This window comes from Pleomorphovibrio marinus (assembly GCF_003347495.1).
GTDB lineage: Bacteria > Bacteroidota > Bacteroidia > Cytophagales > Cyclobacteriaceae > Pleomorphovibrio > Pleomorphovibrio marinus.
Window position 1 is genome coordinate 49,361 of record NZ_QCXY01000004.1, and the last position, 23,052, is coordinate 72,412.

Annotated in this window: 25 protein-coding genes; 9 read left to right on the forward strand and 16 right to left on the reverse strand. The window is 42.3% G+C overall.

Annotation, left to right across the window (positions count from 1 at the left end):
* The first annotated feature begins 19 nt into the window (after positions 1-19).
* Both DB520_RS11745 and DB520_RS11750 read left to right on the forward strand, forming a co-directional pair.
* Positions 20-553: a hypothetical protein gene (locus DB520_RS11745; protein ID WP_114749925.1), complete on the forward strand. Its 534-nt coding sequence runs from the start codon at positions 20-22 to the stop codon at positions 551-553.
* 17 nt (positions 554-570) lie between these two features.
* Positions 571-1,116, forward strand: coding sequence for a hypothetical protein (locus DB520_RS11750; RefSeq protein WP_114749926.1), 546 nt, complete (start codon positions 571-573; stop codon positions 1,114-1,116).
* A 6-nt stretch (positions 1,117-1,122) separates the two neighbouring features.
* Here DB520_RS11750 and DB520_RS27640 read toward each other — a convergent pair whose 3' ends face one another.
* From DB520_RS27640 to DB520_RS11765, 3 genes are all read right to left on the reverse strand, one after another.
* Complete coding sequence (locus DB520_RS27640) at positions 1,123-1,437, reverse strand: DUF4221 family protein (RefSeq protein WP_114749927.1); 315 nt, start codon at positions 1,435-1,437, stop codon at positions 1,123-1,125.
* Between the two features lie 310 nt (positions 1,438-1,747).
* Complete coding sequence (locus DB520_RS11760; protein ID WP_114749928.1) at positions 1,748-1,999, reverse strand: hypothetical protein; 252 nt, start codon at positions 1,997-1,999, stop codon at positions 1,748-1,750.
* A gap of 429 nt (positions 2,000-2,428) precedes the next feature.
* A complete protein-coding gene (locus tag DB520_RS11765; RefSeq protein WP_114749929.1) occupies positions 2,429-3,592 on the reverse strand; it encodes a hypothetical protein in 1,164 nt (387 codons plus the stop codon).
* A 494-nt stretch (positions 3,593-4,086) separates the two neighbouring features.
* On the opposite strand from DB520_RS11765, the gene DB520_RS11770 reads away from it, so the two are divergent.
* Positions 4,087-5,121 carry a glycoside hydrolase family 43 protein gene (locus tag DB520_RS11770; protein WP_114749930.1) on the forward strand — a complete coding sequence of 345 codons (1,035 nt, stop codon included), beginning with the start codon at positions 4,087-4,089 and terminating at the stop codon, positions 5,119-5,121.
* Positions 5,122-5,489: 368 nt separating this feature from the next.
* Here the strand turns inward: DB520_RS11770 and DB520_RS11775 are convergent, their stop codons facing one another.
* The 3 genes from DB520_RS11775 to DB520_RS11790 all read right to left on the reverse strand — a co-directional run bounded on the left by DB520_RS11775 (position 5,490) and on the right by DB520_RS11790 (position 8,673).
* Entirely contained in the window at positions 5,490-6,509 is a 1,020-nt protein-coding gene (locus tag DB520_RS11775) for an alkaline phosphatase D family protein (RefSeq protein WP_114749931.1), read from the reverse strand.
* A gap of 434 nt (positions 6,510-6,943) precedes the next feature.
* On the reverse strand, positions 6,944-7,426 hold the full coding sequence (locus tag DB520_RS11785; protein ID WP_114749933.1) for a lipocalin-like domain-containing protein: 483 nt from the start codon (positions 7,424-7,426) through the stop codon (positions 6,944-6,946).
* Positions 7,427-7,545: 119 nt separating this feature from the next.
* The gene (locus tag DB520_RS11790) at positions 7,546-8,673 is read right to left on the reverse strand and encodes a glycoside hydrolase family 10 protein (protein ID WP_114749934.1); all 1,128 of its coding nucleotides are present in this window, start codon (positions 8,671-8,673) and stop codon (positions 7,546-7,548) included.
* A gap of 342 nt (positions 8,674-9,015) precedes the next feature.
* Between DB520_RS11790 and DB520_RS11795 the strand changes: the two genes are divergently transcribed.
* Positions 9,016-9,345 carry a hypothetical protein gene (locus tag DB520_RS11795; RefSeq protein ID WP_114749935.1) on the forward strand — a complete coding sequence of 110 codons (330 nt, stop codon included), beginning with the start codon at positions 9,016-9,018 and terminating at the stop codon, positions 9,343-9,345.
* Positions 9,346-9,418: 73 nt separating this feature from the next.
* Here DB520_RS11795 and DB520_RS11800 read toward each other — a convergent pair whose 3' ends face one another.
* The 3 genes from DB520_RS11800 to DB520_RS11810 all read right to left on the reverse strand — a co-directional run bounded on the left by DB520_RS11800 (position 9,419) and on the right by DB520_RS11810 (position 12,942).
* A complete protein-coding gene (locus DB520_RS11800) occupies positions 9,419-9,991 on the reverse strand; it encodes a response regulator (protein ID WP_114749936.1) in 573 nt (190 codons plus the stop codon).
* Positions 9,992-9,997: 6 nt separating this feature from the next.
* The gene (locus DB520_RS11805; RefSeq protein WP_114749937.1) at positions 9,998-11,653 is read right to left on the reverse strand and encodes a sensor histidine kinase; all 1,656 of its coding nucleotides are present in this window, start codon (positions 11,651-11,653) and stop codon (positions 9,998-10,000) included.
* A gap of 137 nt (positions 11,654-11,790) precedes the next feature.
* Complete coding sequence (locus DB520_RS11810; RefSeq protein WP_114749938.1) at positions 11,791-12,942, reverse strand: amidohydrolase family protein; 1,152 nt, start codon at positions 12,940-12,942, stop codon at positions 11,791-11,793.
* A gap of 237 nt (positions 12,943-13,179) precedes the next feature.
* On the opposite strand from DB520_RS11810, the gene DB520_RS27475 reads away from it, so the two are divergent.
* Together DB520_RS27475 and DB520_RS27480 are read left to right on the forward strand one after the other, a co-directional pair.
* The gene (locus DB520_RS27475; RefSeq protein WP_262511317.1) at positions 13,180-13,308 is read left to right on the forward strand and encodes a hypothetical protein; all 129 of its coding nucleotides are present in this window, start codon (positions 13,180-13,182) and stop codon (positions 13,306-13,308) included.
* 63 nt (positions 13,309-13,371) lie between these two features.
* Positions 13,372-13,500 carry a hypothetical protein gene (locus DB520_RS27480; protein WP_262511318.1) on the forward strand — a complete coding sequence of 43 codons (129 nt, stop codon included), beginning with the start codon at positions 13,372-13,374 and terminating at the stop codon, positions 13,498-13,500.
* A 294-nt stretch (positions 13,501-13,794) separates the two neighbouring features.
* Here DB520_RS27480 and DB520_RS11815 read toward each other — a convergent pair whose 3' ends face one another.
* A complete protein-coding gene (locus tag DB520_RS11815) occupies positions 13,795-14,172 on the reverse strand; it encodes a GxxExxY protein (RefSeq protein ID WP_114749939.1) in 378 nt (125 codons plus the stop codon).
* A gap of 655 nt (positions 14,173-14,827) precedes the next feature.
* Between DB520_RS11815 and DB520_RS11820 the strand changes: the two genes are divergently transcribed.
* The 3 genes from DB520_RS11820 (at position 14,828) to DB520_RS11830 (ending at position 17,344) form a co-directional block, all read left to right on the forward strand.
* On the forward strand, positions 14,828-15,289 hold the full coding sequence (locus tag DB520_RS11820; RefSeq protein ID WP_114749940.1) for a YehS family protein: 462 nt from the start codon (positions 14,828-14,830) through the stop codon (positions 15,287-15,289).
* A gap of 91 nt (positions 15,290-15,380) precedes the next feature.
* Entirely contained in the window at positions 15,381-16,598 is a 1,218-nt protein-coding gene (gene mnmA / locus DB520_RS11825) for a tRNA 2-thiouridine(34) synthase MnmA (RefSeq protein ID WP_114749941.1), read from the forward strand.
* Positions 16,598-17,344 (forward strand): pseudouridine synthase, encoded by a 747-nt coding sequence (locus tag DB520_RS11830; protein ID WP_114749942.1) that lies wholly within the window; start codon positions 16,598-16,600, stop codon positions 17,342-17,344. Before mnmA ends, DB520_RS11830 begins: the two co-directional genes overlap by 1 nt.
* Here DB520_RS11830 and DB520_RS11835 read toward each other — a convergent pair.
* The 6 genes from DB520_RS11835 to DB520_RS11860 form a co-directional block, all read right to left on the reverse strand.
* Positions 17,308-17,847 (reverse strand): fasciclin domain-containing protein, encoded by a 540-nt coding sequence (locus DB520_RS11835; protein WP_114749943.1) that lies wholly within the window; start codon positions 17,845-17,847, stop codon positions 17,308-17,310. The two genes, DB520_RS11830 and DB520_RS11835, sit on opposite strands and share 37 nt — an antisense overlap.
* A gap of 89 nt (positions 17,848-17,936) precedes the next feature.
* Positions 17,937-19,247, reverse strand: coding sequence for a cellulase family glycosylhydrolase (locus DB520_RS11840; protein WP_114749944.1), 1,311 nt, complete (start codon positions 19,245-19,247; stop codon positions 17,937-17,939).
* A gap of 75 nt (positions 19,248-19,322) precedes the next feature.
* On the reverse strand, positions 19,323-19,745 hold the full coding sequence (locus tag DB520_RS11845) for an NUDIX hydrolase (RefSeq protein ID WP_114749945.1): 423 nt from the start codon (positions 19,743-19,745) through the stop codon (positions 19,323-19,325).
* Between the two features lie 2 nt (positions 19,746-19,747).
* Positions 19,748-20,698, reverse strand: a complete 951-nt coding sequence (locus tag DB520_RS11850; RefSeq protein WP_114749946.1) for a nitrilase family protein — start codon at positions 20,696-20,698, stop codon at positions 19,748-19,750.
* 84 nt (positions 20,699-20,782) lie between these two features.
* On the reverse strand, positions 20,783-21,154 hold the full coding sequence (locus tag DB520_RS11855) for a hypothetical protein (protein WP_114749947.1): 372 nt from the start codon (positions 21,152-21,154) through the stop codon (positions 20,783-20,785).
* Between the two features lie 235 nt (positions 21,155-21,389).
* Positions 21,390-23,042, reverse strand: a complete 1,653-nt coding sequence (locus DB520_RS11860; protein WP_114749948.1) for a DUF5060 domain-containing protein — start codon at positions 23,040-23,042, stop codon at positions 21,390-21,392.
* Positions 23,043-23,052: the final 10 nt, after the last annotated feature.

Here is a 23,052-nt window from a genome sequence, read left to right on the forward strand (position 1 = left end):
ATTTCTAAATTGTTCGAACATGAAAACGCTGGGCTTTTTTCTTTTGCTATGTATGGCCTTCTCCTTTCCAGGCATAGCCCAAACACCTTCTTCCCACTCCATCTATGCCGAACTGGGCGGGGCCGGCTTGGCCTATTCCTTTAATTATGATTTTAGGTTTGACAAGGAGGACCTTCAATCCTGGGGTATGCGTATAGGTGCCGGTGGTTGGGCCAGAAACGATACCTATAACAAGGAGGCCCTTCTTACCCTTCCCGTGCAGATCAATAAGCTTTGGGGCAAAGGCCCTCATTATTTTGAGCTGGGGGCAGGTGGCACTTTCTTGTATTATAGGGACAGAAACATCTGGCAAGACGATGTGTTTATCCGGAGAAACTTCCACTTTATCCTGGACTCCGGACGCACCCCGGCAGTGATGGGAACCCTCAATATGGGATATCGAAAGATCCCTGTGGACGGAGGGGTTACCTTTAGGGTAAATTTGACCCCAATCTTCAACCATAACGGCTTCTGGCCCCTCTTTGCCGGAGTGGGTGTGGGATATGCTTTTTAACTCCAACAAATAAAAAAATGAAATACTTCTTTTTGGCCATATTGGCCACGCTTTCGCTACATCAATTGGCTGCACAGGAAGTCCCTGTCCCATCCAGAGCGGTATATACTGAATTAGGCGGAAACAGCTTGATTTATTCCTTTAGCTATGATTTCAGGTTTGACCCTACCCACACGGATGGCTGGGGAATGCAGGTAGGAGCTGGTGGCTATTACCGGGATAATATGGGTTTTTTTACCATGCCCTTGATTGTTAACCACTTGTTTGGTAAGGAAAAACATTTCTTCGAAGTGGGTGCAGGTGCCACTCTTATGGCCTTCCGGGCCAGGTATGTCACTTGGCAATGTGATGAATTCGGATGCGGACCTATTTACGAACGAAACAGGACAGAAATCGGTCTTCCCATCCATGGGTCCCCAAATGCCATGGGCATGCTTAGTTTTGGTTACCGTAGAATCCCCGTAGGCGGTGGTGTGATGTGGAAAGCCACTCTTACCCCTATGTTCAACAGCAATGGGTTTTGGCCGCTCTTTGCCGGAATGAGTGTGGGTTATGCCTTTTAATGCTGCCTAGTCCAAGCTAATCCTTACAAATCCTAATTCATCTTCTATATTTTCGTACAACCAGATTTTGTTATCGATGAAAAAGTGAGGGGGTGGTATTTTTTGATAGTGGTCGAGAAAGGTTTCTTTGATGATATTAAGGTCCTTGTCCAAAACCGTGAGGAAAACCTCTGCTCCCCTTTCTATAGGTAATCCACGCTCATTTCGATCTTTCTCAAATAGTGTTTTATAGGAGATTCGAATAAAACGCTGTGTTTCATGATCCCATGTCTGGGTAACTGGTAAAATGAGGAACCTTATGAGCCAACCAATAAAGGCTATGCACTAGTTGAGCTTTTTAATAATTTAGCATTCTTGCGTTGGAGCGAAGAATGGGGGGAAATTTCAGTTTTACCATGGAAGCAATTATTGGAACAACTCTGGTGGGATGAAGTTATTTTAAAAGAAGGTTAGTTCCGCAATCATTGCCAGCAAAGATATTCTTTGCCATTGTAGCTGTTCCGCATGTGGTAATTGGTGGCTTTAGAGTACTCCGATAATGGCTTAGCCTTTTGAACCCTTTGATTATGGCACCCATAGGTTTAAATTTCTAGCTTATGACATGATTTAGGCAGCAGGTAATTTATACCTTTCAAATCACCCTTGTCTCTGAATACAGGTCAAAGGCAGCTACCAAGAGTTGATGGTCGGGGGCCTGACCGTAACGGGGATACTTTTGCAGTTCGCTTCGCTGTTCCACATAATCAGGAGCATAGATGGCTTCCAGTTCATCCCAGATAATTACTAGGTAGGCATAAGGCACCCTGCCTGAACGACCTTTTTCCAGCCATTCGTCCAAAAGTGATTCATCAAGCGGTTGGGGATAATTGGGGCCTTCAAACAAATTGTAGTGTCGAATTATAATTCATCCTCAAAGATAGGTCAATCAGGAGGATGTTCAAAAGATATTGTTTTTGAATTGATTTTCATTAATATGAAATCGAGCCTGTCCTGACGGCAGTCAGGGCATGACGAGCACGTCACACACTGGGATGATTATCAAAGCGAGATTCCCCCGAAACAAGTTCGGGGCAGGCTATGTAGCCATTGAAAAGAAAATATAAACACATGAAAACTCAATATTATCTATTTGCTTTCTAGAACTCCGACTGGGTGTAGTATGCCACTACACCCTTCTATCGGAAGTATACTTGAAAAACGTTATCTTTAAAGGGCCATTTGCAATGGCCAACTTGCGCATCATCAATTTGAAAGATGTACAACCAAATCGTCCTTTTTGTCAGGAATGCCACCTAACCTACTACAAACTTTCTTATTCTCCTTTGCGTCGCAATTCATAGATATAATAGCATTGGTACTCCTTTTCATACTCGTGAAGCTCGGCTTGATCCCGGTGGTAATGGATAAACCGGTTTTCTCCCACAGCCAAGGCCAGTTCACCGGGCTTTTCCCAAAGCATAGGTTTACCGGCCAGTTCCCCTTCTTTGATGGGTATATAATACCGTCTCACCGAGGCATTGAATTTGTCCCTTGAAGCCTCGTCCATCTGTTCCGACCAAAGCCCCTTTTCCCCACCAGTTCTATAGGCCAGCAAAAAGGTATCTCCCGTTCCCATCATATTGTGAAAATTCCCACTAAAGGCAAGGGAGGGCCGGTTATTTTGAAGGTTTTCCCTACTTGCCTCCTCCATAGGAATAGAATTGAGCACATCCGGTGTTAACCTCGGCACAGTAATGCGGTTGACCAGTTCAAAATCCCTATTGGGGTCATACTGATACAGGACGCTATCTGCTCCCAAAATGACAGAGACCACACTCGAAGTCCCGTCAGAGAAATGTAAGGGTTTATCAAGATAGGGATAGAACCTGTCCTGAGAAAACCTGCTGCTGGGATCCAATTTTCCTCCTTTTTTGACCTCCCCATTTTGTGGGTTGATGAGGTGTACCATGTTTAAAGTATCGAAATAATCCCTGGGATATTGGTGTAGGATGGCTTCGTTGAGGTTTACAATGGGCCATTCCTGCTCATCCAAATTAAATGTCGATAGATAATCCCTTACAAAATGAATCACTTTAAACCTGGGCTCCTGTTCAAAGGGGTAACTTCTTTGCTTCTGCAAATCAAGGTCATAAACATGCACCTGATCCATTCCGACCAAGACCACATCATCCCCCACAAACCCGGCACGAAGCAAAACCATACCAAAACCGTTTGGGCCTTCGGCAAGTGAATTTTCCACCACGATATTACCCTTTTTGTCCAAGATATAGTAAGTACCTTCCAACCCCATGGTGGACATCAAGTAAAGTCCTTTTTCCTTATGAAAATCAATCAGGTTCAAGGGCTTTAAAATATCCGTGGTCAAGGAGTCCACCAGTACCAATTCCATCTGAGGAAGTTCCTTCTCCAACCCTTGGTCATTTTGACAGGAAGTCCCAGCCAGGATCACTCCCATGATTAGCATACCTAACCGCATGTTTTTCTGTGCTTTGTGAATGCTAAATGTAATTAATTTTTTCGTTAAAACTAATTAATAGGTTGTTTTTATGGGGAAATGCTTTTTTCCAAGAACTCAGGAAATTCATCTTTACTCGGATCGAAAGCCACCAGCAAGCCATCCTAGTCCACCAAAAATATTTTGCCCCCGGAATTGGCCCCGACCGGGTGTAGTATGCCACTACACCCTTCTATCAGAAGTATATTTGAAAAACGTAATCTTTAAAGGCCATTTGTAATGGCCAACTTGTGCATCATCAATTTGAAAGATGCCAGCAAAAAGATATCTCCCGTTCCCGTCAAATTGTGGAAATTTCCGCTGAAAGCAATAGAAGGCCCGTTTTTTAGAAGGTTTTCCCTACAACAACTATAAAGCCACTATCTTTGTATGCATCATAAATGGGCTTCCTTTCACTGCTAAAAAGATGGTAGATTTGATGGGATCTTATAAATTGTAATCATAAGTAAAACCAAATGAAAAATTTTCGGCTACTTTTATTCGGCTATGTGCTATTTTTACTACCACAGTTATCTACTTATGCCCAGGACTGTACATTTACCAATCCTGTTTGGAAAGGTGCGGATCCGTGGGTTTTTCAAAAAGGACAATCCTATTTTTTCTGCAAGTCCGAAGGCAAGGGCATAGCCATAGCGCAATCCAGCACTTTGACAGATCCGGGGGAGTGGATGAAAGTATGGGATGCCCCACAGGGATCTTGGAACAGCGCCAATATATGGGCTCCAGAGATCCATTTCATTCAGGGGAGATGGTATATCTACTACACCGCAGGAAAAAAACCTGGTGGACCATTTATTCACCAACGTTCAGGGGTACTAAGGTCAGCCTCTGATGACCCCTTTGGCCCCTATGAGGATATGGGAATGCTGCAAACCGGAGATGATGTGGAAGACCCCGATGATGTAAAATGGGCCATAGACCTTACCCCCTTGGAACACCAGGGTAAACTTTACGCCATTTGGTCGGGTTGGGAAGAAAATAGGGACACCGACAAAACCAAACAGCATCTTTATATTGCCAACATGGAAAACCCTTTTACCATAAATGGCCCAAGAGTGAAGCTTTCTTCCCCTGAGGAAAACTGGGAAACCGGTGGGGAACTTGACCTGCAGGAAGGGCCTCAAGTCCTAAAAAATGGGAACAAAATATTTATCATCTATTCCACCCGTGAATCCTGGAGGCATTTTTACCGCCTAGGCCAGCTTGAACTAATAAGCCAAAACGCTGACCCCCTGAACCCGGGGAATTGGCTCAAAAAAGGGCCTGTTTTTGAAGGAACAGAGCAGGTGTTTGGGGTGGGGCATTGCAGCTTTGCAAAAAACCCGGATGGAACAGAGGATTGGATACTCTACCATTCCAAAACCTCCACCGAACCCGGATGGGACAGGGACGTGCGGTTACAACGGTTCTATTGGGACGATCAGGACCACCCTGATTTTAGGGAGCCCATACCTACCGGAATAAGTATACCTTGCCCCAAACCCAAATAAGGATATTTAGGATGCTGTTTGGGTGTAGTATGCCACTACACCCTAATATCCTCGACTGGGTGTAGTATGCCACTACACCCTAATATCCTAAATCAACCTGAGAAACGTAAACCAAAAAAAGCCATTTGTAATGGCTAACTCGCAGCAACAATTTGACACATGTAAATCCAACCCCCTCGACTGGGTGTAGTATGCCACTACACCCTATTATCCTAAATCAACTTGAAAAACGTAAACCAAAAAAAGCCATTTGTAATGGCTAACTCGCAGCATCAATTTGACAAATGTAAAATCCAACCCCCCTTTTGTTAGAAACTACACCTAATCCACGATTTCGGGGTACTAATTATCTGAAAAACTAAATTCCCCTAAAAACCAATTTCATGGGCCAGAAACTCCTTTTGTTCCTCTCCTCTAATGCCTACAGCTATGGAGCGATTCTCCCAATCAATATGAAAAACCGCATAGTGCAGCTCGGCAATATGCTCACCAATCCTGTGTTTATTGGCTTCGGGTCTCCATTTATCCCAAGTATGGGTAAGACCGCTGGAGGTAATGTCATATAAGTCGTATCCATTTGAAAGGGTCTTCCTGGAAATCTCGGCGATATGCCTGTCCCCACTGAGCAAAATAGGGTTTTGGATGCCGGTATCCACAATCAAATTGAATAATTTCTCCCTTTCCTTGGGGAAATTCGCCCACTTTTCGGAACCGTGCTCCTCAGCGATGATTTGAATCCCGGAGGCAATAATATGGATGCTGGCATCAGAATTTTTGAACTCCTTTTCAAGCCATTCCCACTGTTCCTCTCCCAAAATGGTTCCTTCCAGGTTCGGTTGATAGGCATTGTCCTTTTTATAAATGGTATCCCTGTGGTACCTGGCATCCAGCAAGAACACCTTTATTTTTTGATCTCCGGACCCATAGGTATAGGAAGCATAGGCACCTTTTTGATCCCTACGGGGCGAGTCTTCGGGTTCATCCAAGAAATCCAGCATCAGTTGCTGGCTTTCATCCTTTTTCGCATACTGAAATCCACCGTCGTTGATGCCGTAATCATGATCATCCCAGATTCCGATTACTTCGACTTGCTCCCGGACTTTCTTGTATTCTTCGTGTTCGTATTGGCTTTTGTATTTTGAAGCCAACAATTCCATATCATGGGTATCCCCATACACATTGTCCCCCAGCCAAATCCACAGGTCGGGGTTTTCCTCCAAAATGGGTTGCCAAAGTGGCTGTGGGAGATTATGCCTGTTACAGGATCCAAAGGCTATTACGCTGATACCCGCTTCCTCCTCGGCCACCAGCCCATTTTCCACTTTTTGGTTACAGGAAAAAACCAATAAAAGACCAATCAGCCAAATGGTGAAAGTATATGTATTCATATGATTATAATTTGTTTTTTAAAGGCCATATAGCCTGCCCCTGCCTGCCCCGAACTCGATTCGGGGAACTTGTTTCGGGAGCCTGTCCCGAATTTATTTCGGGAGAATCTCGCAACGATAATCATCCCAGTGTGTGACGTGCTCGTCATGCCTGACTGCCGTCCAGGCAGGCTCGATTTCATACTGTGCAATTTACTACAAGGTTGAGGAAAAACCGACTCCCAAATCTGTAAAATATTCGCGAATTTGGTTTTTGGGCAGGTTTTTTTGAACCATATAAGACATATAAGGGCATTTAAGGGATATGTTCTCTTATACTTTTTGGGGTTTAAAGGAATTAAGTCCACATTTTGTCCATCCGGGTTTTCTAGGTGCTACATGTACGGAAAACTTAATTTGGGACAAGAAATAGACACGCTCTCTATCAATCATCACTAATCCACCCGATGGTGCACCCTTGGGGGTCCGCACATGGCCCCTATTACATCCAGACATGGAAATTCCAGGGTCAGTTGGGTGTGGTTAGCTGACAATATTACCTCTGCACTTCTGCCCATGTTGCCCTCCACTTCGGGCAGGCTTTCCAAGGGTCCGTACACCCCACCCTCCAGGGCCAACTCATGTTCATGGACAAACTGAATCTCTTTTCCCGAAAGCGAATAGGTACCCTCCAGATAATATGAATATCCTATGTCTGTCACCCCTTCCCTCTCCCTATAGGTATTTGTTCTAAGGAAATCGCCATTGGGAAAAAACACATAGGTATCCACAAAGTCAAGGTCCAAATCCTCTCGAAGGAACACTGCTTCCCAGGTCCCCAAAATGGATCTGGGGTCGATTTGTTCAAAATCATCCTGGCAGGCTACGGCAAAGGCAAAAGCCATACAAATATAAATGCGAAAGAAAATCTTATCCATAAGTAAATATATTTTGTGCTATCCACAAAAGTGAAAGGTAGGGCAATTACTCAAGGCCTCCTCCGCGTGTACCTCTCCCAAATTGATTTCAAATCTATCAATATAGGTAGGTTTTTCATTTAAAGGGATTTAACTGCATTCCAATGTCCCTCCTTCATGCTCCAATGCTGAAAAAGAGAAATCCCTTTGGCCCCTGCTTCCACAGATAGTTTATGGGCCTTCTTGATTTCCTCCGGGCTAAGTTCAGGCACAAACAGTCCTGCGTAGATTGGGGCATTTTGCTGGAGGGCAGCTTTTTCCTCCTGAATCATTCTCCCCACCCATTCGATGTCCTCATTATAAAAATTATGGTATAGCATGGGCAGAAAAGCATCCAGCTGCCACTTGCTCCATTGTTGTCTTACATGTTCCCAGTTTGGAAACACGGCAGCAGTGGCCACTTTATTTTGCTTTTTGATTTCCGGCATAAAACGCTCATTGACCAAGTCTGTAATCAGGTCGTACCTGAATTGCCTCCACTCTTTACTAGCAGAAGGATCATCCAAATCCTTTAACGGATCGATGCCCGTTTCATTTTTGAACTTTTCCCGGGTTAGAGGATGATAACAGTAATCGTATTCAGGCATTTCCCTGTCTTGAACAAGGTCATATTTAGGTTGTAGTGCCTCTGCCAGGATCACATCGGGTAAGCGGATATAATCCAGGTGCACACCCGTTAACCCCTCTATGTCTGCCAGGGATTTGACAGTTTCCTGCACAAAATCCATGGCATCAGGATGAGAAGGGCTCAGAAACTTATAATAGTCCACGTAAGCCGGATGAGTATTGGCCGGCTGGCCAAGTCCATTCACCGCATACCAATCCGTCTTTTTGGCAACATATTCCGGGATATTGCAGGGCATGGTAAACATCCAAGCGTGTACCTCCAAACCTATTTCTTTTCCGTGAGCCGACAGGTTATTGAGAATGGGCTCTCCCATAGGGAGGCGGTCGGTCTGAAAGCTTGCTTTTCGGCCATTATAGGATTCGAATAGCACTGCGTCAAACCCTGCATCTTTGATTTTATCCAACTCCCGCTTCCACTCTTCAGGCTTCAACCCCTCCCTGGGGGTCATCCATATCCAGTTTTTAGCATTCAGGGGGAGGCCTTGGGGCCTTTTAGAAAAAGTAGAAGCCATTAGGGTAGGAGAAGCCAATAAGGCCATTCCACTCACACCAAGATTTCTAAAGAATTTTCTTTTGTCCATATCAAAACGAATTCGGTTAAATTTATAGTTACAGCTTTATGTTAAGGAAGTCGACTAATTATTATTTTTAAAATTATCAAATAATTTTTACTTATTAATCTATTTTTTATACTAATTTATAAATGATTTAAAAATTTTTTCTATAAATCCCTATATGGCTATTAACTACCAATCATGCTTTTTTTAGTATATGCATTTGCATTTGGAATAATAATAATTAAAAATTTTTAAAAAATGAAAAATTTAAAATTTAATACCAATTAAATGTGATCTTAATTTCTCCAAATACGTTTACTAAAATATGGGTCCGTTAACCTAAACGGATCCTTAAACCTGGATTCCATGAATGTAAGAAATGCAACCCTTTTCCTATTGTTGTTCTTCTTTTTGTCCGGCTCTCAATTGGCATTTTGTCAGACCGCACAGCAAAAGAAGGATGAAAAAGAGCTTATTCAGAAGGATAAGGACAGACAGAAAACCGCAAATGCCACAAAAAAAGAATACAAAAAGAAAGCAAAGGAGTCCCGTCGTATAAGCAATGAGGCAAATTACGCTTCCAAGCAGGCCAAAAGATCGGCAAAAATGGAAAAACGGGCACAAAAAGCAAGAAAAAGAGCCGAAAAACAACTGGAAAAGTCCAATAAGGCTTCCAAAAAATCGGACAATAATTAATTTTGCCTTTGAAAAAAATTAATCCATCTCTCTAATTTAGGGATGGATTAAACTTTTTTAACGCTATTACCAATCAATCAGGTCTCAACACGAATTCTTCCCTTGGTCTTTTTTCGAGAAATGTAATAATTGGAATAGAGAGGATCTTGGCTGCAATTTTCTTAATGTCCGAAAAGCTGTTTGGCTTTTGGATATAACAGGATGCCCCATTTTTATGGGTAAAGTCGATTTGTTCTTGATTGGCGGATGTCGAATAAATCACTATAGGAATATCCTTAATAAGAGGGTTGCCCTTTATTGCAGCTAAGCATTCAAAACCATTGATTCCAGGCATATTGAGATCAATAATGATGAGATCTGGCTTTTCGGCACCCACCATTTGAAGCAAGGCAAACAATTCCTTGCCGTTCATGGCTAATGAAATTTTAACTTGAGCAGAAGCTTCGGAAAAGGCCTCTGCTAATAATTCTTGGTCATCTGGGTCATCATCGACAATCATCACATGAAATTGAAGATTGCTAGGTTGGCCTTGAGAAATCTCTTCCTTTATGGATTTCCTTGAAGATAAACTATTTATTTTATCCAGGAATTGGCCGAAGAGTAAAATAGGTTGTAATAGGTGCGATTGGGGGTAAATTATATCCATATTGTTTTATGGGTTTTGGCTTCCTTGTGTTTTTCTTTGTTGAAAATGGGATTGGGAAAGAGGAACTATTACGGTAAAGACAGTCCCATTTCCCGTACTATCAGCGGAAATATGGCCATTGTGGGATTCGACTATTTTTTGACAAATGGCCAATCCAATACCTGTCCCTTCATAGTCGGATTGGTTGTGTAATCGTTGGAAAGGTTCAAATATCCTTTCCTTATATTTCGTTTCGAAACCTATGCCATTATCCCTGATTTGCAACTTACAGAACTTCTCCTTTCCCCAATGGTAATCCTTATACCAGTCCTTAAAAGCGTAGTTGCCTTTTATCTGGTCATCCTCTTTTAACTGAATGCCCAAAACAAATTCAGAATCTATTTCTATCTCTGGCCTTTTTCCGGTTTTTTTAAACTTTATGGCATTGCCAATCAAATTTTGAAAGAGTTGCCCCCATTGGGAAGCGTTTCCTTCAATATCTGGAAGGGTCCCAATTGAAATTTTCGCGTTGCTCTCCAGAATACTCACCTCCATATCACCTAGAACATCTTGAAGTATATTATCAAGTGATATTTTTTGAAACTCCAATTCTGAGGAAGCCAATCTGGAAAAATCCAATATGTCATTCATTAGGTGCTGCATTCTAGAGGCTGCAAGATTAATTTTCTCCACATAAACCTTACTTTTTTGGTGCCAATCCGGTTTTTCTGCATCATCAAGCAATGAAAGGTAAGTCTTGATTTTCCGCATAGGCTCTTGAAGGTCATGGGAGGCAATATAGGCGAACTTCTGAAGTCCTTTATTCACCTCTTCCAACTCTTTTGTTTTAGACAACAGTTCCTGCTCATTTTTCTTCTGTTCACTTACATCCTGTCCTGTTCCTGTCAATTTAGTGACCTTACCTTCCCCATTTACATGTACTTCCCCCCTTACCTGAATCACCTTGACCTTTCCGGAAGGGGTAAGGATCCTGTGAAAAAAATCTGTAAAATGTTTCTGATCAACAGACCGTTTAATTACACTGACTAAGTATTCCTGGTCTTCCTCAGGAACATAGCTGATGATATCTTCATGAAAAATTAAGTCTTCATGTTTTATGGGGAGTTCAAAAATATAAAACATTTCGTCCGACCAATGCACTTTATCCGTTTCCAAATCCCACTCCCAAGAACCCATTTTCGCAATGGATTGGGCCTCATTCATTTGCCGGATTTTTTGATTCAGCCTATCTTCCACAATTTTTCTGGTCTCCACCTCTGCTTCCAGTTCGGTAGCTGTCTTCATCGTAAGTGCCACTGGCGCATACTTGATAAGGTATCCCACCGTGACCCAACTTATAACCCCAGTCATAAAGAGCATTAAGGCATTGAACCGGTAAACGGGTACCCAAAAAATTATGGCGTCTATCAAATGGGTGCTACCACAAGAAAGGATAAACCCGGCAAACAAAAAGTATCCTGTATGAAACTTTAAATCCCTTTTTTTAATCAAATAGCCAATAATAATTACCGGAATTGCAAAATAGGCTGACCAAACAAGTAGGTTACTAGATATGTAGAACCAACCTAAAAAATCAGTCCATTCATTCCCGCACAGCCATCTTGGGGGAAATCCTGAAGTATCAAACAAACGCTGAAAGAAATCTATGAGGGCAGAAATCATAAATTGACCGTAACAGAATGGAATAACACAAAATAAATTTTCTTTTTTATGATAAATTAAAGAACATGATCTTCTTTAACAATTTTTTTATTCGAAAATAACGCATGCAATAAAAAAAACTTGTCAGGAAATGCTCTTTAATCCGGAAATCTACTGGTATCCAAATTGGGGATGATTCGTACGGCATTTTTATAATAAACTTTTTTTAATACCTCATCGGGTAATCCCAACCCATACATTCTCCAAAAAGCATGGTATTTTTTATAATAGGGAAAATATTCATCCTCGGTTTCCAATACCCTGAAATAGGTATAAAATTCCTCCTTGTTATAGGCGTCCTTGGCAAAAAGCACCCTGTCCTGGCAGTTAATGAAGAATTGTTTGGCGCGTCTGGGTTGCCTGCCAAATTCCGCTATCACAGCACCGATGCCAAAATTCACATTGGGGAATTCTTTTAAGTGGGCTTCTGCTTTATCAAGATCATTGGCCATCCATCCCATATGGGCATTGATGAAAGTGGTGTTGGGGTGCTTCCTAAAAACGTTATGTTGCTCGGAAATTATTTGTTCAAAGGGGGCAGGGTTGTTTGCTGATCTTCTTCGGTTAGGGTTCAACTTAAGCTCCAGCCACCTTTCGTTATTTGCATCCATAGGTTCCCAAAACTGGGCAGGGTCTGCGGAATGGATGAGTACGGGAATACCTAGTTCCCCGCATTTTTTCCATATAGGATCCAAATCGGGATGGTCTACAGGTACTCGCTCACCTTGGATATCCTTTACCGAAAGCCCCAAGCTCTTATATATCTTAAGCCCATTGGCACCATTTTGAACATCCTTTTCCAAATCCAGCAAGGCTTTTTCCACCCAAGCCCTTGTGCCAAATTCCCTGAAAGAAAGGTTAGTAAAAACGATAAACCTACCCGGGGCCACCCCATTGAACCTTCTGATCATAGAATACATATACTCTTGCCCGTCAATATCATTGGTATCCCTAGACCTTCCCCTGCCACTAAGGTTCACCATCACCGCCATATTAAGCTCTTCCATTTCCCTTACCAGCCTGTTCACGGTTTCTTCATGCACGTTCCACTGATGACTGTGCACGTCTACAAAAGGAAACTTAGCTTTCTTTACCGGGTTTTCAGGCACCACCAAAGTGGAAGGTGGGTTGTATTCCTCAAAACTCATCTCCTGAGCAAAGGCAGAATACATCATTAAAACCCCAAAAATCAGGAGGAAAAAAAGTACAATAAAGTTGAAGTTTGAGCTTTTTTTCACACAAATATTCATTATGGATTGGTTTATGGTAATTAGAAAACAATTTTGAAGAACAAGTTAACCCTTAAATTTTTCTCCTCTTTTCCGTTCTTGTAAAAAATTAAAAGCAGCCAACTTTTGGAAACCAATACATTCGTGAAAATCCGTGCATCCGTGGCTAATAGAAAAATCCAACTTAACGGATGATATCAACTTTTTGCCACTAATGCACTAATGGTCACTAATAAATTCTTTAAAACCTGGGTATCCGTGGCTAATTCAAAAACCCACAATAACAATCGATTAAACTTTTTTGCCACTAATGATCAAATGAACACCAATACATCCGTGAAAATCCGTGTATCCGTGGCAAATTCAAAAATCCAACTTACCGGATGATATCAACTTTTTGCCACTAATGCACTAATGGTCACTAATAAATTCTTTAAAACCTGGGTATCCGTGGCTAATTCAAAAACCCACAATAACAATCGATTAATGTTTTTTGCCACTAATGAACTAATGGAAACCAATACATTCGTGAAAATCCGTGTATCCGTGGCTAATTCAAAAATCCAACTTAACGGATGATATCAACTTTTTGCCACTAATGCACTAATGGTCACTAATAAATTCTTTAAAACCTGGGTATCCGTGGCTGATTCAAAAATCCAACTTAACGGATGACATTAACTTTTTGCCACTATTGAACTAATGGACACCAATACATCCGTGAAAATCCGTGCATCCGTGGCTAATTCAAAAATCCAACTTACCGGATGATATCAACTTTTTGCCACTAATGCACTAATGGTCACTAATTCATCCGTGAAAATCTAAGCATCTGTGGCAATAAACTTTTTCCTATATTCTTGACTATACTTATCAGTAAATTAGTCGTTTATACTCCAGCTTTCCCCTTCCAAAATTTACAAGCAAGCCTAGTTTATTTCTAGAAACCTTCAAGTAGTTGATGGTCTGGGCGATATGTTCATCTGAGAGTACCGACACACACTTTACCTCCAATATAATTTTATCCTGTACAACAAAGTCAGCATAAAATTTATGTCGAAGCAAAATACCCCTAAACCAAACCGCATAGTCTTTCTCCCTTTTGTAAGGAATGCCATCTTGATTAAAAACCAATTCTAGCGCATCTTTATAAACGACTTCAAGAAATCCATGGCCAAGTTCCGAATGCACTTCCATACATTTGCCGATGATTTTATAAGATTCTTCTTTGTAAATTAAACCTGAACTCATTGTAAAGTTGTTTAGGGATCAAATAAATTAGTATAAATTAATGGATTCGTGGCTGATTCCAAAACCCACAATAACAATCGATTAATGTTTTTTGCCACTAATGATCAAATGAACACCAATACATCCGTGAAAATCCGTGCATCCGTGGCTAATTCAAAAATCCATCTTACCGGATGATATCAACTTTTTGCCACTAATAATCTAAAGAACACCAATACATCCGTGAAAATCCGTGCATCCGTGGCTAATTCAAAAATCCAACTTACCGGATGATATCAACTTTTTTGCCACTAATAATCTAAAGAACACCAATACATCCGTGAAAATCCGTGCATCCGTGGCTAATTCAAAAATCCAACTTAACAAATGACATTAACTTTTTGCCACTATTGAACTAATGGACACCAATACATCCGTGAAAATCCGTGTATCCGTGGCAAATTCAAAAATCCAACTTACCGGATGATATTAACTTTTTGCCACTAATGCACTAATGGTCACTAATAAATTCTTTAAAACCTGTGTATCCGTAGCTAATTCAAAACCCATAGCCCCGAATTACTTTTTTTTCAGTAATTCACAATTTGGAACCACTAAATTCGAGGAAATCAGTGTATCCGTGGCATTAAACATTCCTTTGTCTTAATTTTGAAATATGAAAAACAACGACGTTCTCAGGAGTATTAGATATACCTTTGATTTTGATGATGATACCATGATTAAAATATTTGCAGAGGCAGAGTTGGGCGTGACCCGTGCCGAGGTGTGCGATTGGCTAAAAGCAGAAGAAGACCCTGAATACAAACCCATCAATGACTATAAACTGGCTACTTTTCTAAACGGATTAATCAACCATAAAAGGGGTAAAAAAGAAGGAAAACAACCGGTGCCGGAATCCCGGCTCACCAACAACCTGATATTGAAAAAACTAAAAATCGCCCTTAACCTTACCACGGAGGACATGTTGCAAATCCTGGAGAAAGCAGAACGAAAAATCAGTCCCCATGAGTTGAGTGCTTTTTTTAGACGGCCAGAACAGTCGCAGTACAGGCTTTGCAAAGACCAAATTATGAGGAACTTCCTTCATGGCCTTCAATTGGTGTATCGGGGAAACTAATACCTTTTTGTAGGTGTTTGTGAGGAATGGCCAGAGTAGAATCCCTAAATTTGTAAAAAAAACATGGGCCTTTCACCCATTTAGTTAAAAAATGAAGAAAAGTACAAAAAGAGTAGTGGTGGGGCTTTCGGGCGGAGTGGATAGTTCTGTGGCCGCATATCTTTTAAAAAAGGAGGGGTACGAGGTTATAGGGATGTTTATGAAAAACTGGCATGATGAGTCTGTTACCATCTCTAACGAATGCCCCTGGATGGAGGACAGCACAGATGCCATGTTGGTTGCCGAAAAACTTGGTATTCCCTTCCAAGCTATTGACCTAAGTGAGGCTTATAAAGAGCGGATTGTGGATTACATGTTCTCCGAATACAAGCAGGGAAGGACACCAAATCCCGACATTCTTTGCAACAGGGAAATAAAATTTGATATATTCCTAAAAGCTGCTGAAAAACTAAACGCGGATTTTGTTGCCACAGGACATTATTGCCAAAAGGACACCATCCAAAAAAAGGACAAAGTGGTTCATAGACTCCTGGCCGGAGCAGACCCTAACAAAGACCAAAGCTATTTTCTCTGCCAGCTAAACCAGGAGCAACTTTCCAAAGCCTTGTTCCCAATAGGCCACCTGCAAAAATCCGAGGTACGTGAGATTGCCAAGGCCCAAGAATTGGTAACCGCAGAAAAAAAAGACAGTCAGGGACTTTGCTTTATAGGGAAGGTTAAGCTGCCTGATTTCTTACAACAACAACTAAAACCCAAAAGAGGAGACATTTTGATGATCCCCGCAGAATCACCCGTCTACCAAAAGAAAATGGTGCATGTGGGGGAAGAGCAAATCGAGGAGTTGCAATTACCCGAGCTGGAAAGTCTCTGCATACCCAATACCTATTCTTCGGATTTGGGAGAGAAAGTTGGTGAGCACAAAGGGGCACATTATTACACCATAGGTCAGCGAAAGGGTCTCAATGTGGGTGGAACAGGAAAACCCCTTTTTGTAATTGCCACGGACACCCAGAAAAATATCATCTATACCGGGTTGGGGGAGGACCATCCCGGACTGCTAAGGTCAGGGTTGTTTGTCCCTTCAAAAGACCTGCATTGGATTAGGGAAGACCTTAGACTGGAACCTTCCCAACAGGCACGTTTCCTGGCACGGATCCGGTATAGGCAGCCTTTGACTTGGGCTACCCTGCATATGAAAGACAAGGGGTGCTATATCTTGTTTGACGAACCGCAAAGGGGCATTGCTTCCGGACAATTCGTTGCTTGGTACGATGGAAATGAGACTATAGGGTCTGGAACTATATATTGATGAGGTTGGAAGTTATTTTTGAAGACGAAGACTACGTAGCAATAAACAAACCTGCAGGGGTAATGGTGCACAAGACTCCCCTAGAAAAAGACCCCTCTACCCTTTTTGCGGTTCAACTACTTAGGAATCAATTGGGAACCAGGGTGTATCCCCTGCACCGACTCGATAGACCTACCTCCGGAGTGTTGCTATTTGCCAAGTCCAGTGAGGCAGCATCCCTCTTGCAGCCGGCCTTTGCAGGAAACAGCATAAAAAAATACTATCTGGCGGTGATCAGGGGTTATGCTCCCGAAGCGCATGGAATCATAGAACAGGACTTGGCAAAGGACCTGAATGGAATACCCCAGGAAGCTATTACTGAATACTGGGAATTAAGCAGGTCGGAAGTCCCTATGGCATCTTCGCCAAGGCACCAGACAAGCAGGTATGCACTGATCCGCATTTATCCACATACCGGGCGAATGCACCAAATCCGAAGGCATATGGCTCATATCAGGCATTACATTATAGGGGACAGCACACATGGTGACAACAAGCAAAACAAGTTTTTCAGACAAGCTTTCGGCCTGCAAGAATTGCTTTTGCATTCCTTGCACTTAAGCTTTCCCCATCCTATATCTGGGGAAACCACCAACATCAAAGCGGGGTTGCCGGGTTATTTTGAGAAAATGGTGAATACGCTTAATTTAAAATTTTCGGATAAGGACGGCTATTCATCTTCAAAAGGCGAAGATTCCAGGGGTTGAAGGACGGCATCTATGATGTGTATGACCCCATTTTGTGCCTCTATGTCCCCAGTCTCAATGGATGCCTGCTGGTTAAAGCTAATTTGAGTACCTATTTCGGTGACAAAAACTTTCTTTTCAATGACAGAGGTTAATTCATCCGCCAGGTTCAGACTATTGGAACTAGCTTCTCCACTGAGAAGGTGATACCTCAATAGGTCTTTCAATTGATCTTCGGGAATGTCTTCCAATACCTGCCATTCCTCATGTTCTTCCAAGAAGTTCTCAAAGGCCAGATTGGAGGGGGCTAAGAGCGTGAAAGGCCCTGAGCCTGCTAATTCCTCTGCCACTTCTGCCAAGTTCATTGCATTTTCAAATAGGTGAAGATCTGGAGTTTCCCCGATTACAGAAGCTATGGAGCCCGGCTCAATGATCAGAGGGTCATCCGGGGCTTCTATCCTACAAGAAGAATAAAACACAAGGAACAGGACATAATAAATTGCAAATAATCTAAATCTGGCCATAAATAGTATTGGTAGTTAAAAACCAATTATCAAGAGATGTGCCGAAAATCCGAATATGTTAAATATGGGGGTGTAATTTCTATTTCACCTTATTCCACGGTAATGTCTACAGGAGCAGAAGTATATACCAGTTTCCCCTGGTCAAAAACTTCCAAATAGATAAAATAATCCCCTTTTTTGGGAGGTTGCCAAGAGAGAGGCTCACTAACTTCTCTTGTTTCTACTTCCTCATTTACCCTAAAAACTATTTGCGGATTTTCCAATCGTTCCAAAAACATTCCCGTAAAGGCCACCTCTATAGTTTCCCCTTCTTTAAATCTGTTTCCGTCATTGGGAAAAGTAATTGTAAGGGAAGGTTGTTCTAGTTCATCAATCTTTAAATACTCTCCTTGCGTACTGACTTTTTTGAACATTTCATATACTTCCCTGTCATCTTCAATGCCATTGAATTCAAAAGGCATATTCTGATTGGTGGCACTATGCATAAAACCCCAAGCAGCGCCGTGATATACAGCGAGAGCCAATGCAGCAGCACCTTCCTTTCCTACCTTGTCGTCTTCATTGCATACAATTGGCTTTCCATGTCCCTTAAGTGCGTTGATCTTGTCCCCATAATCCGCCAGAGAGGTATTGTTAAAATGAATGAGTATATAGTCCACCTCAGGGATAAGGGCATCGGGGAACCTGCCATGTCCCAATCCACTGGTGCTCACCAGCAGTCCGGGATGATTTTTTTTCGCAGTCCGGATAAGGTCTATTTGCCCTTGGTCACTGATCAACCAGTCCGCATCAGGCCATCCCTTAAAACCACCATGAGGAAACTCATTGGCCACCTCTAATATTACATTGGTATAGCCTTTTTCTTTGATCCACTGGGCTGTGTTTTCTACGGCATTAAGTATACTTTTCTTACTATCCAGCGCATATTTGTGTCCTCGCTGTCTTTGGTAAAAACAAGAGAGGATAACCACCGCCCCTAGTTTGTCATTGACTTTAATCACAGATTCTACCCTATCCAGGTAGGAATCCCTTAACTTTCCATCAGGTTCGTAGGCGGAATTTATCGCCCCTTCATAACCTGGCATTCCACCTTGTAGGGAAATTACAAAGGCATTTACACCTTGGTTGACGTATTCCGGTAACTTAGCGATAAACATCTCTGTATTCTGTTCAGGATCGAATTTCCCGACCTTATCCCTCCATTTCTCCCCCCTATCTTCAAATACCGCATTCACCATACGTACATTCATCAGCAAACCTTCCGCAGGGGATCCCGGATTGACCAATTCCCCGTTGATATGCCATTTTTCATCCTCAATACTTACCCTAGTTTGAAAGGAAGGTTCCTTGGCATGGCAGCCCAACAAAATAAACAAAAAGAGCACAACATTATTTCTCATTGTATTATATTTTTAAAACCCATCCACTCCCCTATTCATAATTCTTCATTCCCCCGTCTGTAATTCGTAATTTACTTATTCCGAATTCCTTCCTCCAAAAAGCTGGGCAAATACCCTCACATTGAGATAGAAATCCTTCAAATCTAAAGCCTCCTTTGCATCAAAAAACCGTAACGCCATGCATTCCGTGCTAGGGGTGAAATCCATATGCTCTAATTCAGTTTTATACAATACATTCACAATATATTGACCATGCGGATTAGTACAAGTAAAAAAATAGCTGGGCTGTTCTTCAATTAGGGTAACCCTGAGCCCCATTTCTTCCCATATTTCTCTCTTTAATCCTTCCTGTGGCGACTCCCCAAAGTCCAGGCCTCCTCCAGGAAGTTCCCACTTGCCGTTCTCCTCTTGCACCAACAAAAACTTCCCCTCCCTGTCCAACACCAGAGCCTTAACACTAACCCTGTAAAAACACTCCGGAATTTTGAAATGTTCCATTATCAACTTTCCTTTAACCAAGCTACTTTTTGATGTGAAACGTGACTCTTGCCTATGATGTCCTTATAAAGTTCAGGCCTACGGGCCTTGATATACCTGCTCCCACCTGCCATCTCCAATTTTTGCGGGGTAAGGGTTGCAATGACAAACTCATCCTTCATGCTTCGGCATTCAGCTATGACATCCCCAAAGGGATCAATGATCATGCTGCACCCATTTTTTAATTGGTCGTCGTCCATTCCTATTGGGTTTGAAAAAATAGCATAAACGGCATTATCGTAAGCCCTGGCAGGTAGCCACTTCATCAACCAGGCACGGCCTTTAAGACCATCAAATTCCATCCGAAGAGAAGTTGGGTCCTCTTCCTTGTTGTACCATAGTTTTGGGTCCACAAAACCCGCTCCAGGACGGCTAGATGGGGTACACATGGTGACATGCGGCATAAAGATGATATCCGCACCAAGAAGCTTGGTTGCCCTTACGTTTTCTATAATATTGTTGTCGTAACAAATCAGTATCCCACATTTCCACCCTTTCCACTCAAACACACAATAACTGTCCCCCGGGGTGATGTGGGGATTAATAAAAGGGTGCAGCTTATGGTACTTTGCTATCAGGCCAGTCTTATCCACGGCCACATAGGACTTATAGACACGGTCTCCTTCCCCCCTCTCAAATAAACCAGCCAGCACCAGCATATCGTGTTTTTGGGCTATTTCAGTCAACCGCTTTACACTAGAACCCTCAGGTACTGGCTCCGATATATCCAGCATTTGCTGCCGGTTCAACTTTCTTGCAAAAGTATATCCGGTAATGGAACATTCATGAAAAGCAATAGCTTGGGCACCACGTTTCGATGCCGAAGCAGTAAGCTCTTCAATTCTTTTTAGGTTAAATGCTTTGTCTGCACTTCTGTTCTCAAATTGCGCAGTAGCTATTCTGAGTGGTTTCATAAATCCTGATCCGAAATAAAACAAACATCCGTGACTCTAGATAGAACCACGGATGTAAGTAAATCAAAATTCATCAAAAATCCCCTATTTGTCCGATTCGGATTTTTTTGTTGGGGGAGTTAAATAAAATTTACGCTGTGGAAAATATTCCGGGTCTTTGGGTTGCCTCATCTCATTTTTCTGCATTTCCTCCTCTTCCGGCAAATTGGGGGACATACCCGGAAATACTTTAATAGGTGGCATCATAATGGGTTGTAATAAGTCTATGTCAGATGGTATTTTCATTTCCGTGAGGGTGATTTTATTAGAAAGTAAATCATCGTACTGAAACGATTCCGCCTCTTGGTAAAAAGGGCCATCGGGATCCATGGGCTGTTCAAATCCAACTACATCCTGCCCTGAACAAATGCCAATGGCAAGGCAAAATAAGGTTATTGGGAGTATTGTCTTTATCATGGTACAATGGTTTGAAATGAAGCACCTTTCAAACAAGATATGGCATAATTGTTTACTATCATAACATTTTATCTTTTTTTTGCAAAAAAAAGTTATGTGAGGATAGATTTACAAGTGGCAAAAAAGGAGTATGAAAGGAAAATAAGCGGCTTATTTTTATGAATCTATCTCATTCGTAGGAAATAAAATGCAGCACTGATGACACTGATTAAGCGGGAATTTGCTGATTTTTAGCTTATTTGCTTAACCAAAGTACCCAATCCCCTCCAGCTGGAGCCTTTAGCTCCTGAGTGCCGTTTTTTACTATACCTGTATTCACCCATGTGCCAGCACTAGGGTTAAACCATTTAGCACGCATATTGTCTTCTTGAATATCCAGGCTGACGCTTGGGGCATCCTGCTTTGGGAAATCTGTCTCCGGTTTGTCTCCAGAGGGATTTGCAAGATAGATGATGATGTTTTCGGAATCACGAATACACTTGTGGGTTTTTGGGGAGTTCCCCACCAAGGCATCATCGGGTTGCATACCCACTAAGGATATTCCTGCTTCGTTAAAAAAACCGTGGATATGAATAAAATCATGGCCACCTTGTTGTAAAACCCCTTCCCTATTCGCATCATAATATCCCCAAACCCCTTTTTCTTTGCCCTCGTATGGGATAAATGTATTTTTTAATTCCCCTGTGGGACCCACATCATGTCCGGAAAATGCCTCATAGGTACGAAGTCCCCCATAAGTGGCATGACCACCGGAAAGTAGTGAGGCCCACATCAACCTTCGGAAAAAATACCTCCTGTGGGCTGCAGCCCTGTATAGTTCATAACGGTCTTCGTCGTTGACGATGGGTTGTTTCACCTTGTCCCTAAAAGCCTTGATCAGCGTACCTTCCACTTGATCCAAATCTTCCAAGGTCACCAAATCTGACCAAACTTCATTTACAAACATATATCCTGTAAACCTGGATTGATGATTTGTGATCAGGGTGCCCCAGGGCTCTCTACGGGCAAAGTCATTCCCTAACATATCAATGGTCCCCATATGCACCTCTCTACCCTCGAGTCCCTCATTTTTCTCAGTGAGAACCATATCGTTGCTGATGGTCCACTGCACATTGGGGAAAGATGACCAGCGTGCCTGTGCATATGCACCCACTATTCTTGCGGCTGGATCGCCTAAGGGGTATTTATTGATCAAATTGGCATCTTCAGCATATGGTATAAGTTGCAGAATGATGTGGGGATGATGCTCTAAGGCATATAAAATCCTCCGCTCAATTTCCCTCCAGTACCCTAAAGCCAAGGTTTTACCGTCGGCCTCAAACAGGTCTCCCACAGCTGATCTCTGCATGGCAAACCAGGTTCTAATTTTGGTGATACCCATCTCGCTTGCCTGATCAATATATTCCTTCCAGTAGGGTTCGGAGGCCACCACATAGCGGTACCCGGTGTCCCCAATGTGCACAAACCAATCTCCGTTGTCGTAGGCGAATTGGTAAGGATCCTTCGGATGGATACCCATCTTTCCCAAAAAATCAGAATCAAGAACGGTAAAGACTCCTTTCTGTCCATCCATTTGAGGGTCATTGGAGGTTGATTCCCACTGCCATTCTCCTACTTCCTCGCAATAGGCTCTTGCCTTGAAAAGGATGCCCCCATCATTGAACCCCTCTACTTTTACTTTTTTACCGGAAGGAAGGGTGAAGGTAACCTGAAGCGTCAAGTCATAAAAGGGACTCCTATCCACCTCGGAAGTATGAAAAGAAAGTTCATAAACCCCAAACTGCCAAGCATTATCCCTATCACGCACCAGATAATCTTGGGCAAAGAGCTCTGTACCCAAGAGAGCAATCACGATCATTTGCCCCAAAAGAAACTTGATTACGTCCATAGTTGAATTT

Excerpts from the sequence above, each read along its gene's own strand:
- DB520_RS11745 (WP_114749925.1), top strand. The coding sequence starts at position 20 with ATGAAAACGCTGGGCTTTTTTCTTTTGCTATGTATGGCCTTCTCCTTT.
- DB520_RS11750 (WP_114749926.1), top strand. The coding sequence starts at position 571 with ATGAAATACTTCTTTTTGGCCATATTGGCCACGCTTTCGCTACATCAA.
- DB520_RS11765 (WP_114749929.1), bottom strand. The coding sequence starts at position 3,592 with ATGCGGTTAGGTATGCTAATCATGGGAGTGATCCTGGCTGGGACTTCC.
- DB520_RS11770 (WP_114749930.1), top strand. The coding sequence starts at position 4,087 with ATGAAAAATTTTCGGCTACTTTTATTCGGCTATGTGCTATTTTTACTA.
- DB520_RS11775 (WP_114749931.1), bottom strand. The coding sequence starts at position 6,509 with ATGAATACATATACTTTCACCATTTGGCTGATTGGTCTTTTATTGGTT.
- DB520_RS11785 (WP_114749933.1), bottom strand. The coding sequence starts at position 7,426 with ATGGATAAGATTTTCTTTCGCATTTATATTTGTATGGCTTTTGCCTTT.
- DB520_RS11790 (WP_114749934.1), bottom strand. The coding sequence starts at position 8,673 with ATGGACAAAAGAAAATTCTTTAGAAATCTTGGTGTGAGTGGAATGGCC.
- DB520_RS11795 (WP_114749935.1), top strand. The coding sequence starts at position 9,016 with ATGAATGTAAGAAATGCAACCCTTTTCCTATTGTTGTTCTTCTTTTTG.
- DB520_RS11800 (WP_114749936.1), bottom strand. The coding sequence starts at position 9,991 with ATGGATATAATTTACCCCCAATCGCACCTATTACAACCTATTTTACTC.
- DB520_RS11805 (WP_114749937.1), bottom strand. The coding sequence starts at position 11,653 with ATGATTTCTGCCCTCATAGATTTCTTTCAGCGTTTGTTTGATACTTCA.
- DB520_RS11810 (WP_114749938.1), bottom strand. The coding sequence starts at position 12,942 with ATGAATATTTGTGTGAAAAAAAGCTCAAACTTCAACTTTATTGTACTT.
- DB520_RS11815 (WP_114749939.1), bottom strand. The coding sequence starts at position 14,172 with ATGAGTTCAGGTTTAATTTACAAAGAAGAATCTTATAAAATCATCGGC.
- DB520_RS11820 (WP_114749940.1), top strand. The coding sequence starts at position 14,828 with ATGAAAAACAACGACGTTCTCAGGAGTATTAGATATACCTTTGATTTT.
- mnmA (WP_114749941.1), top strand. The coding sequence starts at position 15,381 with ATGAAGAAAAGTACAAAAAGAGTAGTGGTGGGGCTTTCGGGCGGAGTG.
- DB520_RS11830 (WP_114749942.1), top strand. The coding sequence starts at position 16,598 with ATGAGGTTGGAAGTTATTTTTGAAGACGAAGACTACGTAGCAATAAAC.
- DB520_RS11835 (WP_114749943.1), bottom strand. The coding sequence starts at position 17,847 with ATGGCCAGATTTAGATTATTTGCAATTTATTATGTCCTGTTCCTTGTG.
- DB520_RS11840 (WP_114749944.1), bottom strand. The coding sequence starts at position 19,247 with ATGAGAAATAATGTTGTGCTCTTTTTGTTTATTTTGTTGGGCTGCCAT.
- DB520_RS11845 (WP_114749945.1), bottom strand. The coding sequence starts at position 19,745 with ATGGAACATTTCAAAATTCCGGAGTGTTTTTACAGGGTTAGTGTTAAG.
- DB520_RS11850 (WP_114749946.1), bottom strand. The coding sequence starts at position 20,698 with ATGAAACCACTCAGAATAGCTACTGCGCAATTTGAGAACAGAAGTGCA.
- DB520_RS11855 (WP_114749947.1), bottom strand. The coding sequence starts at position 21,154 with ATGATAAAGACAATACTCCCAATAACCTTATTTTGCCTTGCCATTGGC.
- DB520_RS11860 (WP_114749948.1), bottom strand. The coding sequence starts at position 23,042 with ATGGACGTAATCAAGTTTCTTTTGGGGCAAATGATCGTGATTGCTCTC.